The sequence below is a fragment of the Neobacillus sp. WH10 genome, assembly GCF_030123405.1.
In the GTDB taxonomy this organism is placed as follows: Bacteria; Bacillota; Bacilli; order Bacillales; family Cytobacillaceae; genus Neobacillus.
In genome coordinates this window covers 2,495,946-2,510,990 of sequence record NZ_CP126110.1, presented here as the reverse complement: position 1 = coordinate 2,510,990, position 15,045 = coordinate 2,495,946, and the positions used below count along the sequence as shown (strand labels likewise).

Genomic DNA, 15,045 nt, shown 5'->3' with positions numbered 1-15,045 from the left:
TGTATAATATCTAGAGAATTTATAAAGAAATGGTGAAGGCACATGCGCACATATAACGAAAAAGTCAGTATCTATCATGGAATGGTGTCCACCATTGCTGTGAATCTTGCAAGTAACTTCTTTCCGATTTTCGCGATATCCATCCTTGGTGCAACCAATTATCAAGTGGGTTTGATCAGTTCCCTTCCGCCATTGGTTGCACTGGTCATGACGATACCAGCTGCGATCCTGTTAAATCGGCTCGAGCGGCAAAAGAAAACTGTCGCACTGTCCGTTTTTTGGGCTAGAATCATGTTTTTGCTTTTAGCAGGCGTGGTTTTTATTCATTCTTCTTATCAGTCATGGGCTTTTTTAATTATTGTCGCTTTAATGAATGTTCCTGGAACGATTTCCAACATTGGCTGGCAGACATTAATTAGCGGGATGATTAAAGAGGAGCGTAGAGGGGCGTTTTTCAGTGACCGAAATCGACTATTAACGATTGTTGGAATGGTTACGACTTTAATTATCGGGATTGTCATGAAAAAACAGACTGAAAATGCAGCTGCATATCAGTTATTATTTGTCATTGCATTTATTTTTGGCGTATTAGAAGTATTTTTTTTAATGAAGCATAAAGAAAAAGCTGCACCAAAGTCGAGCATAGAACAAAAAAAATCGTCGATGGATTGGACCATTTTTAAGGATAAGGGCTATAAATGGTTTCTCATTAGCGCCCTTTGCTTTAACTTCTCATGGCAAATGGCATGGGGTCTATTCAATATTTATCATGTGAAATATGCCCATGCTACGATTTTGTGGATTAGTATTTTTTCAGTTGGCAATCAATTGGTGCAAATATTCTCGTTCCCTTTATGGAAGAAATGGGCGGAGCAAAAATCAAACACATTGGTGCTCGTTTGGGTAGCAGCAGGAATGGCAACAGCTCCGTTTTTAACAGTGTTGTCTACTAATCTAGTTTATATTACTATTGTGCAAATGACATCGGGCTTTTTTGTTTCCGGCACCACGCTTTTATTGTTCAACCTATTGTTAGAGAAATCTCCAAAAGAAAAAAGAACCTATTGCATCACAACTTATAATGTCCTTTTATCTTTTGTCGCCTTTGTCGCGCCGCAAATCGGAATTTGGTTCTTGGAAGTAACCGGCATAGTAAAATCCATGGGAATAATCTCTATATTAAGGTTCTTTAGCGCCCTCGTCTTCTTGCTAATGTACCTTAAATTCATGAAAAACAATAAATCACCCAAGTTTTATTCAAGAAAAAAAGCGTCCTATTAATGGTGTCAGGCACCATTCGTGGACACTGTCCGTTTGGAGTGGACAGTGTCCACTTTTTTATTTACGGTGCAGTGTTTTCTTGTGTTAATAGCTTTTTGAAACATCTGAAATTCTCTAGAAATGATAATTATTATTTATTTTGCTTCATATTTTTATTAAAGGAGTTGATATCGAAACCAGGAGGCTGGAATGATAAAAATAAATCATCAGGTCGTGGAACCGGAGGAACTCAATAAAGCCATATCCAATAACGAAGAGAAAACGATTGTCAAACAAATGGCTGTAAATCATGAAACTTATGAATACCAAACTATAGCGCAATTAAAATTTGAGCTTTTCTTTCGAAGAAACACAATGAGGGCGGCGCGAGAACTAAACAAAAGTGGCGCAAAGTTTACAACGTTTCGCTACGCCTTTCCCAATAATAAATATTGGTATCGATTAGCAAATGGCGGCTTCCTCTTAAAGCCAGATGTTCGTCCTTCGGCTGCTATACTGGACATCATTAAAAATGGAAAGCTATACGCCTTTGATTGTTCTACCGCCATCGCAATTGTTTTATATCTTGCTACTCTTTATTCGATTGGAAGCGAGAGGTTTGATATCCTTTTTGGGCGGCTGTACTTGATGGATTGGCAATTTGATGAGGATCTGCCGATTAATCAAAAATATGGGGACGATTATTTACCAGGAGATGTCATGCATTTCAACAATCCCGATTTTGACCCAAAAGAGTCGCATTGGCGTGCCGAAAATGTCATCTATTTCGGCGACGACAAATACTATGGCCATGGGGTAGACATCCAAAGCGCCAGCAAAATTATTAACTTCCTAAATAAAAAAAGAATGCCGAATGCTAAACAATCAGCCTACCTCATGCGAATGATAACCAGACCACACTATCAAACGATCTACTTAAATACTTCATTATACCAATAATTCTCATTATTGGTATCAGGCCCATTTGTGGACAATGTCCACGGATGGTGCCTGACACCTTTTTTCACCTATTCACCATACAAATAGCTAAAAATTAATAAATGAGTCCTTAGCGTTTACTTCTTGTTTTATCATTTTGTTCGATTTCAACCATTGGGCGGCCTTTTCCCATGTTTCTAGGTCTTGGTAGCCGAATGGTTTATCTTTTGCGTCCATCAGCGGGAGCAGGATTTCTAAGCTTTTTGTTTCAATATCCTTTTCAAGTGGTGAGGTTTTGTCTTCATGTTTCATTAATATAGACAAGCCTTCCTTTGGATGATCTGTTACGAATTTTTGCCCCTTTGTAATCGCTGCGATAAACTTTTTATACACATCTTTCTTTTCTTTTAATCCTTTTTCACTGGCAACTAACACTAATTCATAATAATCGGGAACGCCATAATCCGCAGGATTTAACGTGCGTATTGGATGACCCTCTTTTTCTAGCAATAATTTTTCGTGGTTAATATATCCGCCAATCAATGCATCGGTTTTTTTGGTTGCCATTGCAGGAATCAAGTCCCAGCCGACATCGACCATTTTTACTTTCTTCTCATCCCCGCCGTCCGCTTTTACCATCGTTTGGATAATCGCTTCATCTAATGGAATCGTTGGATAACCAATCGTTTTTCCAGCTAAGTCCTTTGGTGCTTGAATCGGACTATCAGCAGCAACCATTAATTGATTCAGTGGATGGCGAACGAGCGCAGCAATTGATTGAACTGGAATATTCTCTCCACGTGCCACAAGCACTTCGGGCTGATAGCTGATGGCCATGTCGATTTTATCAGCAGCAACAAGCCTTAGAGGATCATTTGTATCTGCAGGCATTTGAATATCAACATCCAGCCCCTGTTCTTTAAAATAGCCTTTTTCTTCAGCGGCAAAAAGAAATGAGTGCACTGCATTTGGATACCAGTCCAGCATTAAGCTCACTTTCTGCAGCTTTTCGTCACTTCCAGAAGCTTTATCGGCAGTCTCTTTCCCGCAAGCACTTAACATGATTAACATTAGACTGAACAAAATTAATAAACTTTTTTTCATTGGATTTTTCAACCTTTCTAGTTGCGAATTATATTTTTCAATAATTTTTTTTCAATTAAACTAATCAATAAAAACAGGACAATTCCCATTAATGAAAGCAGGAAGATTGCAGCAAACACTGCGTCTGCTTGTAAGTTACCTGACATCCGTCTGCTGAAATAGCCTAATCCAACACTGGCACCAAGCCATTCTCCGATAGTTGCCCCAACAACACAATAAACCACAGACATTTTCAACCCAGATAAGATCGACGGCATGGCCATCGGCAGCTGAACTTTTTTAAAAATAATCCAGCGATTTGCTCCCATTGTCAGCAGTAATTCTCTGTATTCCTTTCCCCCAGCCTTCAGTCCATCAAATGTACTTACGATGATTGGGAAAATCGCAATTAAAATCGTTACGGCAATTTTGCTCCAAATCGAATAACCGAACCACATGATAAAGATTGGCGAAATCGCGATCATCGGAATTGTTTGTGAAATAACCAGAAACGGATACAATACTTTTTCTAATACACGAGAAAAGTGCATTCCAATACCTATTACCAGTCCGCCTGCAAGTGATATCCCAAAACCAATTAAGACCTCTTTTAGGGTTGCAGACAAATGGGTTTCCAATAAGAGCTGGCGGTTTTCTATTAGTGACGCTCCGATTGCCGAAGGTGCCGGCAATATAAAGGCAGGAATCATCCCTTTCTTAACAACCCACTCCCAACCGCTTACGATTAGGATAGTAGCAAGCAGGAATAGGCCATAATCCCCCAGCCATTTTTTCCAATTAATTTTCATTTTGAATCAGCCGCTCCAATTCTTTTCTCATGGTGACAAACTCTGATTGATAGATTATTTCTGGATTTCTTGGTCTTGGAAGGCTGACATGAATTTCTTTTAATGACTCATGACCAAGCAAGTAAATTCGGTCACTTAGCAGTATCGCTTCCTCCAAATCATGGGTGATGAACAGTACCGTTTTTTGCAGTTCTCCCCACAACCCTAGCAGCCAGCTGTGCATGTTGCGTTTCGTGAGTGAATCGAGTGCCCCGAACGGTTCATCTAACAATAATAATTTTTTACCCGTTATGATCGTTCTCAAAAAAGCAACCCGCTGCCGCATTCCTCCTGAGAGTTCATCTGGATAGGCTTTTTCCACTTCTGCTAATCCAAAACGGGTTAACCATTCTTGAATCTCAGGAATTTTCTGCTGACTATTTTCCTTCATGATCTCTAGGGGCAGCGCTACATTGTCTAATACCGTTCTCCATGGTAAAAGCAAATTCTTTTGCGGCATATATCCTACTCTGCCTAACCTATTTCCAACGCTTTCGCCATTAATCTTGATTTCTCCCTGGTCAGGCTCAAGCAGTCCAGTAATTAATTTAAAAAAGGTACTTTTTCCAGAACCACTCGCACCAATAACTGAAACAAATTCTCCCTCTTTTACATTCATTGAGATTTTTTGAAAAATCGGTCTCTTCTCCTCAAAAGCGTATGTAAGGTTTTGGATTGATAACATTTCTGTGCTAGACAGGCCACTCTCCTCCTTCATAAACCATATCCCAGAACATGTACTCAAAGCGGGAGGTCGTGAGGAAATGATCTTCTAAAATAGCTAGCTCTCGTTCTGACTTGCCTTCTGCTAAATGATCTAACAACTCAATCAGCCAAAGAGCCAATGACCCAAATTCGTTTGAGGAATACATTTTAATCCAATCGCCATATAATGGATGTTTGCTAGCTGCTGGATATTTTTCTGCTAGCACTTTGCTAATTTCCCAATAACTCCACATACACGGTAATAGTGCCGAGATTAATTCCTCCAGCGTTCCATTTTGAGCGACATTCAGCATATATCGTGTATAGGCCAAATTAATAGGAGAGGGTTTTGTTTCTTCAAGCTGTTTTTGGGTAATACTGAATCTAGCAGCATACCCACGGTGAAGTTCCATTTCACCGTTTAATGTTTCATACATGAGTTTAGCGAATACGGACATCGTGTCTAGGTCTCTTGCTTTAACTGTTCCTAATGCAAAAAGCTTTGAATAGTCAATTAAAAATACATAATCCTGTTTCATGTAACGGATAAATGACTCCACAGGAAGGTCCCCCTTCCCTATCCCGACAACAAAAGGGTGCTGATGGGTTTTCTCCCATATTTCTCTTACTTTTTCATGAAGTCGTTGCGAAAATTTCATATTTAATCCCCCATTTTGTAAATTTTGTGGCTTGTTATTCTTTTCAACCGCTCCTTATCTCTGCCAATATGTTTTATCAGCGGAAAATGGAAATTTATCAGCGATTCCAAACCATTTATAAGCGAAAATCTTTTTTTTCAGCGATGACAACCTATATTTCAGTGAAAATCGTTTTTTTATCAGCGAATCTGAACAATTTATTAGCGAATCAATTTCCTTTGGCCAAATAGCCATGAAAAACCCGCTCACCAGGGAATGGAATAAGCGGGTTAATACACTTACCACTTCCCTCCGCTGGTATGATCCAGTTCAAGTTCAAAGGGTTCGGATTCCATTATCCATCTCAAGTCTAATAACTTCCCCTAGTGAATAGTTATTTAGTTTTTTAAAGAGTGACCGGCCATTACCAAGACTTTTTTTCTTAAGAATACAGTTAATATAACAAACCCCAGTAGTGCTCCAGCAAACGAGCTAAAGATAAATAAAGGAATAAACCCAAAAAGGGTTGCTTCTTTCCCAAGTAGTAAAGTTGCAATTGGATAACATAGAATCGCCCCAATTATTCCTGTTCCAATCACTTCCCCGATAAAAGCCAGATAGATTTTTCTAGTTTTTAAAAATAATAAAGACGAGAGCAACGCACCTACCATACTACCGGGAAAAGCAAAAATAGAACCTGTTCCCATGAGATTTCTTAACAAGGAGACACAAAAGGCCTGGGCGACTGCATAATACGGTCCCAACAGCACTGCGGACAAAACATTTAAAAAATGCTGAACAGGAAAGACCTTTGTAAACCCAATTGGAATAGATACTAGGTTACTAGAGATCGTACCAATCGCAATCATCATCGCTGTCAAGGTCAGTTTATACGTTTTGTTCATTACATTTTTTCTCCTTTAACGTTTCTCTCAATGCTCTTGAAGCCTTCATTGGTGACTCTGAAAGGCTAATAGCCGTAATCACCGAAACACCATCAGCCCCTGCTTCAATTACGGAAGCCGCATTTTCACTAGTAATTCCGCCAATTCCTACAATCGGAATTGTGAATCCCTTTTTTCGCAATGCTTCAATTAGGCTGGTTCCTCTTGAAGGCTTCGCGTCCTCTTTTGTTTTCGTAGGATATACAGGGCCAATTCCAAAATAATCGGCTCCATCGCTGATCGCTTTCATGGCCTCTTCAGTGGTATGGACGGATACGCCGAGAATCATGTCGCCAATCCTTTCCCTTACTGTTTTTACCGGTTCATCCTCTTGCCCGATATGAACACCGTCTGCCTTAATTTCAAGTGCAAGCTCAATATCGTCATTAACGATGAAAGGAATTTGGTGCACTTTACAGATTGTTTGGAGTTCTTTTGCAAGAGTATATTTCTCAGGTCCAGTTAATGCCCCGCAGCCCTTTTCACGGAATTGAAAAAGTGTGATTCCACCGGCAATTGCTTCTGTTAATACTTCTTGCGGGTTCTTAATGCAGTTTGGACTACCCATGATGAAATATACACTTAATAAATCGCGCAAGTCGCTCATCATTTTGCCAACTCCTCTATATATTTTCGTTTTCGAAATGCCCAGTGGTTTGTGGGACCATGTCCGTGACCAATTTCGATTTGATCTTCAATGGCTGCTTGGATGAAATCCTTAGCAGATAAAGCAGCATCGTATATGGAGGAGCCTTTCGCCAATTCTGCTGTTATGACAGCAGAGAAAGTACACCCTGTTCCATGTGTGTTCTTTGTCAGGATTCGCTTGTTTGTAAAAGTGTGGAATCCGCTTCCATCAAATAATATATCAGTCGATTCAAGTTCATTTTCATCATGACCGCCTTTAATCACGACATTTCTAACTCCTATGTCACACAGTCTTACTGCCGCTTCTCGTTTATCCTCAATTGTTCGGATTTTCATTCCTGTTAGAACTTCTGCTTCCGGTATATTAGGGGTAATAACTTTGGCGAGCGGCAATAAATACTTTTTCAAGGCGAAAATGGCTTCCTCTTGCAGCAAGGAGGCGCCGCCTTTTGCAATCATCACAGGGTCGACAACGACGTTTTTCCATTGATATTTTTTGATATTTTCAGAAACGGTCTCGATGATTTCTGCACTGAAAAGCATTCCTGTTTTTACTGCATCCGTTCCAATATCATCCCCGATCGCCTGAATCTGTTTGGCAACGGCCTCTGCTAACATAGGATAAACAGCGTGAACACCTACTGTATTTTGCGCCGTAACAGCGGTTAAAGCCGACATCCCGAAAACCTCTAATTCCTGAAACGTCTTCAAATCAGCTTGAATCCCTGCCCCGCCGCCACAATCAGAACCTGCAATTGTTAATGCTTTTTTCATATTACATTCCTCCACTTAATTTTTTAAATGAAGCATATAAATTCAAGTCTTCACTTGAAATCAATGATAATTGATTTAAAAATTCGATTTGGAAGCTACCCGGTCCTAATTCAACTGTTTTATTCGCTGCCTTTTCTGCTGCTACTCCATAGAAAGTTAAGGCAGCCACCGAAGCTTGAATCAGATTCTTATCAACTCCTGCAAATGCTCCAATTACAGAGGTTAACAGGCAGCCTGTACCTGTTACTTTTGTCATTATGGAATGCCCGTTCGCAACTGAATAAGTGTTTTTACCATTTGATACGATATCCTCTTTTCCGGTAATGACGACAATACAATTTAATTTATCGGCAGCTGTAATTGCTAGGTCTGTTATGTTGCCTTTTGCATTCCCTCCATCAACACCCTTTATTTCCCAATTACCACCAATGACATTGGCGATTTCGGCGGCATTCCCTCTTATTATCGAGACTTTGACTTCGTTCATAAGTTTTTTTGCCGTTTCTGTTCGATACGGGGTAGCGCCTGCACCCACGGGATCAAATATGACCGGAACATTGTGCTCATTGGCTGATTTTCCAGCCAAGAGCATTGCCTCCACTGTCTGGGGGGTTAACGTGCCTATATTCAAAACTAGTGAACTCGCAATCTTTGCCATATCCGCTGCTTCTTCTTTTGCATTCGCCATAACCGGTGAAGCCCCGAGAGCAAGGAGTCCATTTGCCGTGAAATTGGTGACGACTGTATTCGTAATATTATGTACAAGCGGGTTTACCTTCCTTACTTTTTCAAGCGTTTCACACAAGTTGATTATTTCCAAACCATTCTCCCCATTTCTTTTTAAAAATAAAAAAACCAGATCCATAAAAGGACCTGGTTAGTTAGAAAGCAAAAAATAAACATTTCACTCGACTACTTTCCTACGCTGGTATTACCCAGATCAGGTCCAAAGGGTTAAAAACATTACCGTTTTCTCTCAGCCTGATTACAGGGCACCCCTAGTAGATACTTTGCATATTAAATTATGTTCATATTAACGCTTATTAACATCGAAGTAAAGAAAATTGTAATAGTTAAATTTTTTTACCTCCATTATCCAGAAAAATTTATTAATAGCATTGAAGAATAAATTCAACCTTATCAAACTGTTTAGCTTGCAAATCGTTTTTATTGATACAGAAATACAGCATTCCCGCGTCTCCCCACATAACGTCTAAATCATCATCACTGTCTATTTGAAAAAGTAGAACCAGCTCGTTACTCTTTGCCGAAATTTCTAGTTCATTTTTTTTCCAGCCATCAGGACCATATTTATCCTCATTACCGTAATAGATAATTTCCTCGAAAACATCATTTTGAATATTAAACGGCTCTCCTAGCATGTAATGGGCTGGAAATGCATTTTCATGCTCATCATATGGCTGCATAACCTGACTTCTGAAATCCCAGTAATTATCAGTTTCTTCTTCATCCAAATCTAGACATTCTGGGTCCTCGGGTAATGTATGATGTTGAAAAAACTCCATTTTAAAGGACTGTAATGGGAAATACTCGTCTGTTATTTCAGGATAGTTACTCCGTGTTAGTTCGGAATTCTCTCCATCAAAGTATAAAATCTTAAAACAGCCATTGTCTTCTTTATCAAAGCCCCATGGCTGCTCAATGATATCGTAGAAGAAATATAGAACACCTTTTTCAGGTAAAATATTATCGACATCAAATGACTTTGCTTCATCTAGATTTATTTGTGCCAGGAACGTGAGAAAACCATTATCATATTGTGGAAACTCAAGATGCGGTGGTAAATCGGGGCTCCCGCCTAGCTTTGAAGCACCAATTGGGATGTTATCCTCCGATTCCTCTATCCTTCTGATTCCAATAGCAGGCTTTATTGCCAGTAAAATTTCCTGTTTCTTATTAAACAACTCAAATTCGTTTAACAATAAATCTAGATTTTCCATAGCGTATCTCCTTATTTTCATAGGCTAAATAAATTAGCAAGAACAGATTTTGTCCATGGTTATCAACGATTATTTTACCTTCTTAATATCATACAATAATTGTGTTAATATCTCTGTGAAGTGGGCGAAATGCGTTTCAACTCGTCCTGGAAATTCCTTTTCGAGGAATGCCAAATTGTCATTTTTTGTATGCCAAATAGCACCGTGTTTAACCGTTTGTGTATAGCCATCCAAATCACCAATTTCCCAGTTTGTTGCTTCAAAGTAAGCAATAGGAATGCCTGCCTTTTTGAACGGGGCATGGTCGCTCCAATCGCCTGTTGTCCCTTTAGGATATTCCGGATTGATTCCAGGATTTGTTTCTAATGGGATGTTATTCTTTTTAGCAATCTCTAGGGAAAGATCACGAATCCAGCCATCTTCTCCCGGGCTGCCGTAAACATAGATTTTATCCCCCGCCAACAAGCTGTCGAGATTGATCATGGCGATTGTTCTATCTTTTTCTTCTTGCGACATTTGGGAAACATAATAGTTTGAACCTCTTAATCCTTGCTCCTCAGCACCAAAGAAAACAAACTTAATATCATAATGAAGGTTTCTCTTTTGAATTGCCTTCGCAGTTTCTAGGATCACACCGATACTTGAGGCATTGTCGTCTGCCCCTTTACCCACACTGACAGAATCATAATGAGCCCCAATAATGATTTGTGGATCAGATTTATATTTATTGGAGTGACTGTATTTCGTGCCAATGATATTTGCCGAATTAATAGTAATTTTATTACGAGTATAGGAAAATTTTTGTTTAGTAGGTTGATATCCTAGTTTTTCTAACTCTTTAAAAATATAATCCCCAGCTTTTTCTTCGTTTACACTACCAGCAACCCTCGAACCGATTTTCTCAGATAAGAATTCTGTGTGCTTGTATGCTTCTGTTCCTACGACCGATTTTTGTGCATGAACATTTACAGGCGAAAGTGAAAAGATCCCTGAAATCAAGATGGCAACAACGATTACAATATTGCGGATTGTTTTTGCTTGCATGATTTGGCCTCCTCAGCAATTGTAAATTCAATCATTATCGTTCTATTGACTGAGATGTGAGTGTTATACCTGATTATGTTGATGATCTCTTTTTCCTCAAAAGGTGTTATTGATTTTTCCCTGGAACAGGTTTACCAGCAATTATAAACCGTACCGCAAAATCCAAAAAATCTCTTATTACCGTAATAAGGAAATAGTAAATAAACCCGTTTAAGTAAGAGCTTCCAGGTCAAAGCAACCGTTTACACATCATTAACAACCAAATAATAATCCTATTCTTTTATTCAATAATGCCTGCCCATTAAATCCACTGTGTAGTATTCGAGCAGAGGTCTGGTCCGATAGCTCTTGTCGTTTAACTGCCGCTTGTCATTTTGAATCCTTTGCGCTCCCTCCATTCTCTTTTGGATTCCCTTGCACATCCCAAATTTTTCACACCGAACGATAACTACACCAATCAATTCGCTATTAAACATCTAATAACCTTTCTTTTTTTGAAAAAAAAGAGTGTAAAATCGATTTCATTTTACACTCTGTTAATACGTTATTTACGATATTTGTTAAACTTGTCTTGGACTCTACTCCATACTTCTCACAAAATCTATGAGCTCCTTTAGCTCATTTGTAAATCCCTTTACTGCTCGCTGTCCAACTACTGTAACCGGAACTCCCAGAAAGCCGTATTTTTCCACTTCTCTTTGATTGACAGCGCTAGTTGACACATCCCTTACCTCAAAAGGGATCCCTTCCATTGTGAGAACCTGTTTGACCATTGTGCATTCAATACAATCATTTGTGGTATAGACGATGACTTGTTTATTCATTTTAATTACCCCCTATGTATATAATTCAATAAAAGTATTAAAAATGTGCATCCTAATCTCATCCTTTGGAATATTTAATTAAACCAACAAAGTACGCATTCTTCCGACAAATAAACTCGAGAAATGTCTGAATATGCGCTTTCCCAAGGAATAATTTACTAGACTACTAATAAAACTAATTACCCATAAACATCATAACCGAAAATCTATCAATAACTACAGTTTCAAATTTTACAATATACCCTCTTTGGACTAATACAAGTGGTAAAAACAGGCAATTTGTCCATCCTAGACGGACAAATTGCCAAAATGTCTTTTTATGGTGCCTGACACCTTTTTACTATTTTTCCCAAGTATTCAAGGATTTCTTCTCGGGTGTCGGTTCGTTTAAGGGCGAGGTCGATGGTTGCTTTGACGTAGCCGATTTTGTCGCCGATATCGTAACGGGTTCCTTCGAAGTTGTAGGCCAGGACTGCCTGCTGTTTGTTTAGTTCGGTAATAGCATCTGTTAGTTGTAGTTCGTTGCCTTGTCCAATTGGAAGCCGCTCCAATATTGTAAAAATCTCCGGCTTTAATATATAACGGCCCATGACGGCTAATGTTGAAGGGGCCTCATCTATCTTTGGCTTTTCTACTAATGAATCGATCGAATATATAGCCTGCTCTATGATCGCACTTTTTGGCTTTATGATTCCATATTTTTTCACTTCAAGCTCTGAAACGTTCTGAATGGCAACAACAGAACTATAATAGTATTCAAAAACATTCATAAGCTGTTTTAAACATGGAACCTCTGAAATCACAATATCATCGCCTAACATCACTGCAAATGGTTCATCACCCACTAAATTTTTAGCACAAAGAATAGCATCACCAAGTCCATTCGGTTCTTTTTGGCGGACATAATAAATCTTTACTAAACTTGATATTTGTTGTAACTCCTCTAAATCTTCTAGTTTATTTTTTTTAAATAGTGTATCTTCGAGCTCGTAGGATTTATCGAAGTGATCCTCTATAGACCTTTTTCCCCTGCCGATTATTATGATTATTTCTTCAATCCCTGATGCTACAGCCTCTTCTACAATATATTGAATCGTCGGTTTATCAACAATTGGAAACATTTCCTTTGGCACCGCTTTCGTTGCAGGTAAAAAACGAGTACCAAGGCCTGCAGCTGGAATAATGGCTTTTCGGATTTTCATAAACTCCCTCCCTCCTAAAATTCTTTTTACATACATATATGTTAAAGGACACCCTCCTGCCACGTTAGGAACCTATTTATTTCTAATTCCATTATAAAAATAGTACTTTCAACTAAACAGAACCCTATTCACATTCTAAAAATAAAAACACTATACTCTATTGTGAATGGTAATCATTGCTCGTTGGAATGTAGTGGCAGATATACCTTTTTTATAAATTTATGCATCAGCTCTGGCAGGATTTTTTTGCGCCTTTTTACCAAGGTACTGACGATCGCTTTTTTTTCCTCTTTCGAAACCATCCATTCTTCAGGGATGATCGAAACTAATTCTTCCATTAAGTGAATAGGCATTGTTTGAATTATTTCAAGGTGCTCAGTAAAGCTTTGTTCATTTTCAATAAATTGCGCCATTAATTCATGTGTGGCACTTTTCATTACTTCCACTGGCAAGTTTTCTAAATCAGCATGAAGCCAGTTGTATGTTCCGAAAATCTCTGCTTGATCAATCATCCACAATCGGTAGTTTCCGCTATCTGCTTCATATAGGAGAATGTTTTTCCGTGTTCGATCACGATTACACAACCAGTAATCCAGTAAAATGATCCCTGCCATAGATTGATAATTAATAATATTGGGTACATGTGAAACTTGATGTCCATTAAGGCAATCAGGTACATACTTCGAGGCGAATTGGAATTGGGTTTGATGCACATCAACAAGTTCAGGTACCTGTAAAGTAAATTCTTGTGGAATTTCCACTAACCGAGCATATGGAACAGGCAGTCCAAGATATCTTGCCAAGCAATAACCTACCCATTCATTAGGCAATGTTTTTTCAAAACCAGGTTGAAAAAATTTTACAACATAATCTTTTCCATCATTAAAAGTAATTAAATGAGAATTGGATTTTCCTTCTAATTTCTTTTGATAGGCAACAGGTTTCATAATATTGCATCCACCTCGCCGTCTGCCCCTTTATTCATTTGGCAGATTTTTTTTAACAAATGAATATAATCACCAGACACTGCTTGAATAGAGAATTTTTGTTGGACCATATCTATTGCAGCTTGCGACATTTGTTGGTGATTCACGGGATCATCCAGGATGCCGTAGAGCTGCTTAACGGCGTCTTCGACATTTAGTCCACGAAAAAGCAGACCTGTCTTACCTGCTGCTACCAATTCAGTGACTGGCATCATATTAGATGCAACAACTGGTACACCGCATATCATCGATTCAATAAACGTATTGCCAAACGATTCGCATTTAGTTGTCGCGAGGGTGCAGCCGCCTGATAGGCGAATTTTAGCATATACATGAGGCATTTGTTGGTATGGGATGACTGGAAACCATTTGATTATTTCAGTAAGCTCTTCCTCTTGCCAGGTGACATTGAATTCTTCACGCTGCACACTTTGCGCTCCGCCAATAATCCAAATTTCAATATCGTCCCGTTCACTTTTAATCTTTTTGGCTACTTCAAGCAGCATCGGCCAGTTCTTTCGTTTGTCTAATCTGCCAATCCAGCCGATTATCTTTTTATCTTTGGGCAGTGTAGGTACACTGTTAAAGTCAATTTCCTCTATGGATAATGCACGGAAAAAAGATGTGTCAACGCCGTTGTAAACTACATTTATTGGGATATCATCAGTCAGAATAGAAACTAATCTTTTTTGATAATGTGAAGGAACAATGATTAATTCTGGCTGAATACCTTTAAATGTTTTTAAGTGGGGCATGAGTTTAATAAGTTCTGGGGTTCGAGCTTCCACAATGACAGGTCCATTATATTTAGCTTTTCGGATCCATTTATATGCTGCACCGGTATCAACAACAATGATGGCGTCATAGGCGTTGTTTTTAATAATTTTTATAATCTCACTTTCATCCTTCGTTAAATAAACGGGAGCAACATCCTGCATAATATGGAGCCCGCCGTGGTCCGTCGTATATAAAAATTCAGTATGAATTCCATGCTGTTTAAAATAAATCGAGCGGTTTCTCCATCCTGCATTTACCCCGCCAACGGTGAGGAGCCGCCAGATTACTAATACTTTCATTCAGCTTAAACTCCTTATTGTTATTTAGGGCGACCTCCATTTTTACAAATTATTTAATAGCAGCCAGCCATTTTTTGTGACAGCTTGCTATTTAGAGTTAGCGATGTAGGGCT

Annotated in this window: 17 protein-coding genes and 2 riboswitches; of the genes, 2 read left to right on the top strand and 15 right to left on the bottom strand. The window is 38.8% G+C overall.

Translation table 11 applies throughout. The annotated features are described in order from the left end of the window. Positions 1-42: 42 nt before the first annotated feature. Both QNH20_RS11895 and QNH20_RS11890 read left to right on the top strand, forming a co-directional pair. Complete coding sequence (locus tag QNH20_RS11895; protein ID WP_283923091.1) at positions 43-1,281, top strand: MFS transporter; 1,239 nt, start codon at positions 43-45, stop codon at positions 1,279-1,281. A gap of 189 nt (positions 1,282-1,470) precedes the next feature. Next, a complete protein-coding gene (locus tag QNH20_RS11890) occupies positions 1,471-2,220 on the top strand; it encodes a protein-glutamine gamma-glutamyltransferase (RefSeq protein WP_283923090.1) in 750 nt (249 codons plus the stop codon). Between the two features lie 87 nt (positions 2,221-2,307). Here QNH20_RS11890 and QNH20_RS11885 read toward each other — a convergent pair whose 3' ends face one another. From QNH20_RS11885 to QNH20_RS11815, 15 genes are all read right to left on the bottom strand, one after another. Continuing rightward, positions 2,308-3,303 carry an ABC transporter substrate-binding protein gene (locus QNH20_RS11885; RefSeq protein WP_283923089.1) on the bottom strand — a complete coding sequence of 332 codons (996 nt, stop codon included), beginning with the start codon at positions 3,301-3,303 and terminating at the stop codon, positions 2,308-2,310. A gap of 17 nt (positions 3,304-3,320) precedes the next feature. Further along, on the bottom strand, positions 3,321-4,091 hold the full coding sequence (locus QNH20_RS11880; RefSeq protein WP_283923088.1) for an ABC transporter permease: 771 nt from the start codon (positions 4,089-4,091) through the stop codon (positions 3,321-3,323). Further along, positions 4,081-4,848 (bottom strand): ABC transporter ATP-binding protein, encoded by a 768-nt coding sequence (locus QNH20_RS11875; protein ID WP_283923087.1) that lies wholly within the window; start codon positions 4,846-4,848, stop codon positions 4,081-4,083. Before QNH20_RS11875 ends, QNH20_RS11880 begins: the two co-directional genes overlap by 11 nt. After that, entirely contained in the window at positions 4,823-5,494 is a 672-nt protein-coding gene (gene tenA / locus QNH20_RS11870) for a thiaminase II (protein ID WP_283923086.1), read from the bottom strand. Before tenA ends, QNH20_RS11875 begins: the two co-directional genes overlap by 26 nt. Before the next feature lie 269 nt (positions 5,495-5,763). After that, positions 5,764-5,868, bottom strand: a riboswitch (TPP riboswitch). 3 nt (positions 5,869-5,871) lie between these two features. Beyond that, positions 5,872-6,378, bottom strand: a complete 507-nt coding sequence (gene thiW / locus QNH20_RS11865; protein ID WP_283923085.1) for an energy coupling factor transporter S component ThiW — start codon at positions 6,376-6,378, stop codon at positions 5,872-5,874. Next, entirely contained in the window at positions 6,362-7,024 is a 663-nt protein-coding gene (gene thiE, locus QNH20_RS11860) for a thiamine phosphate synthase (protein WP_283923398.1), read from the bottom strand. The genes thiW and thiE overlap by 17 nt, the downstream gene beginning before the upstream one ends. Beyond that, positions 7,024-7,839, bottom strand: coding sequence for a bifunctional hydroxymethylpyrimidine kinase/phosphomethylpyrimidine kinase (gene thiD, locus QNH20_RS11855; protein ID WP_283923084.1), 816 nt, complete (start codon positions 7,837-7,839; stop codon positions 7,024-7,026). The genes thiE and thiD overlap by 1 nt, the downstream gene beginning before the upstream one ends. Position 7,840: 1 nt before the next feature. Next, positions 7,841-8,659 carry a hydroxyethylthiazole kinase gene (thiM, locus tag QNH20_RS11850; protein WP_481858072.1) on the bottom strand — a complete coding sequence of 273 codons (819 nt, stop codon included), beginning with the start codon at positions 8,657-8,659 and terminating at the stop codon, positions 7,841-7,843. An 80-nt stretch (positions 8,660-8,739) separates the two neighbouring features. Then, a riboswitch (TPP riboswitch) is annotated at positions 8,740-8,849 on the bottom strand. A gap of 99 nt (positions 8,850-8,948) precedes the next feature. After that, positions 8,949-9,800, bottom strand: a complete 852-nt coding sequence (locus QNH20_RS11845; protein WP_283923082.1) for a YwqG family protein — start codon at positions 9,798-9,800, stop codon at positions 8,949-8,951. A 69-nt stretch (positions 9,801-9,869) separates the two neighbouring features. After that, the gene (locus QNH20_RS11840; RefSeq protein WP_283923081.1) at positions 9,870-10,844 is read right to left on the bottom strand and encodes a M20/M25/M40 family metallo-hydrolase; all 975 of its coding nucleotides are present in this window, start codon (positions 10,842-10,844) and stop codon (positions 9,870-9,872) included. Between the two features lie 284 nt (positions 10,845-11,128). Then, positions 11,129-11,320, bottom strand: coding sequence for a hypothetical protein (locus QNH20_RS11835; RefSeq protein WP_283923080.1), 192 nt, complete (start codon positions 11,318-11,320; stop codon positions 11,129-11,131). 102 nt (positions 11,321-11,422) lie between these two features. Further along, positions 11,423-11,668 carry a glutaredoxin family protein gene (locus tag QNH20_RS11830; RefSeq protein ID WP_283923079.1) on the bottom strand — a complete coding sequence of 82 codons (246 nt, stop codon included), beginning with the start codon at positions 11,666-11,668 and terminating at the stop codon, positions 11,423-11,425. A gap of 317 nt (positions 11,669-11,985) precedes the next feature. Then, a complete protein-coding gene (gene galU, locus QNH20_RS11825) occupies positions 11,986-12,870 on the bottom strand; it encodes a UTP--glucose-1-phosphate uridylyltransferase GalU (protein WP_283923078.1) in 885 nt (294 codons plus the stop codon). A 173-nt stretch (positions 12,871-13,043) separates the two neighbouring features. Continuing rightward, positions 13,044-13,817, bottom strand: coding sequence for a HipA family kinase (locus QNH20_RS11820; RefSeq protein ID WP_283923077.1), 774 nt, complete (start codon positions 13,815-13,817; stop codon positions 13,044-13,046). After that, a complete protein-coding gene (locus QNH20_RS11815) occupies positions 13,814-14,932 on the bottom strand; it encodes a glycosyltransferase family 4 protein (protein ID WP_283923076.1) in 1,119 nt (372 codons plus the stop codon). The genes QNH20_RS11820 and QNH20_RS11815 overlap by 4 nt, the downstream gene beginning before the upstream one ends. Positions 14,933-15,045: the final 113 nt, after the last annotated feature.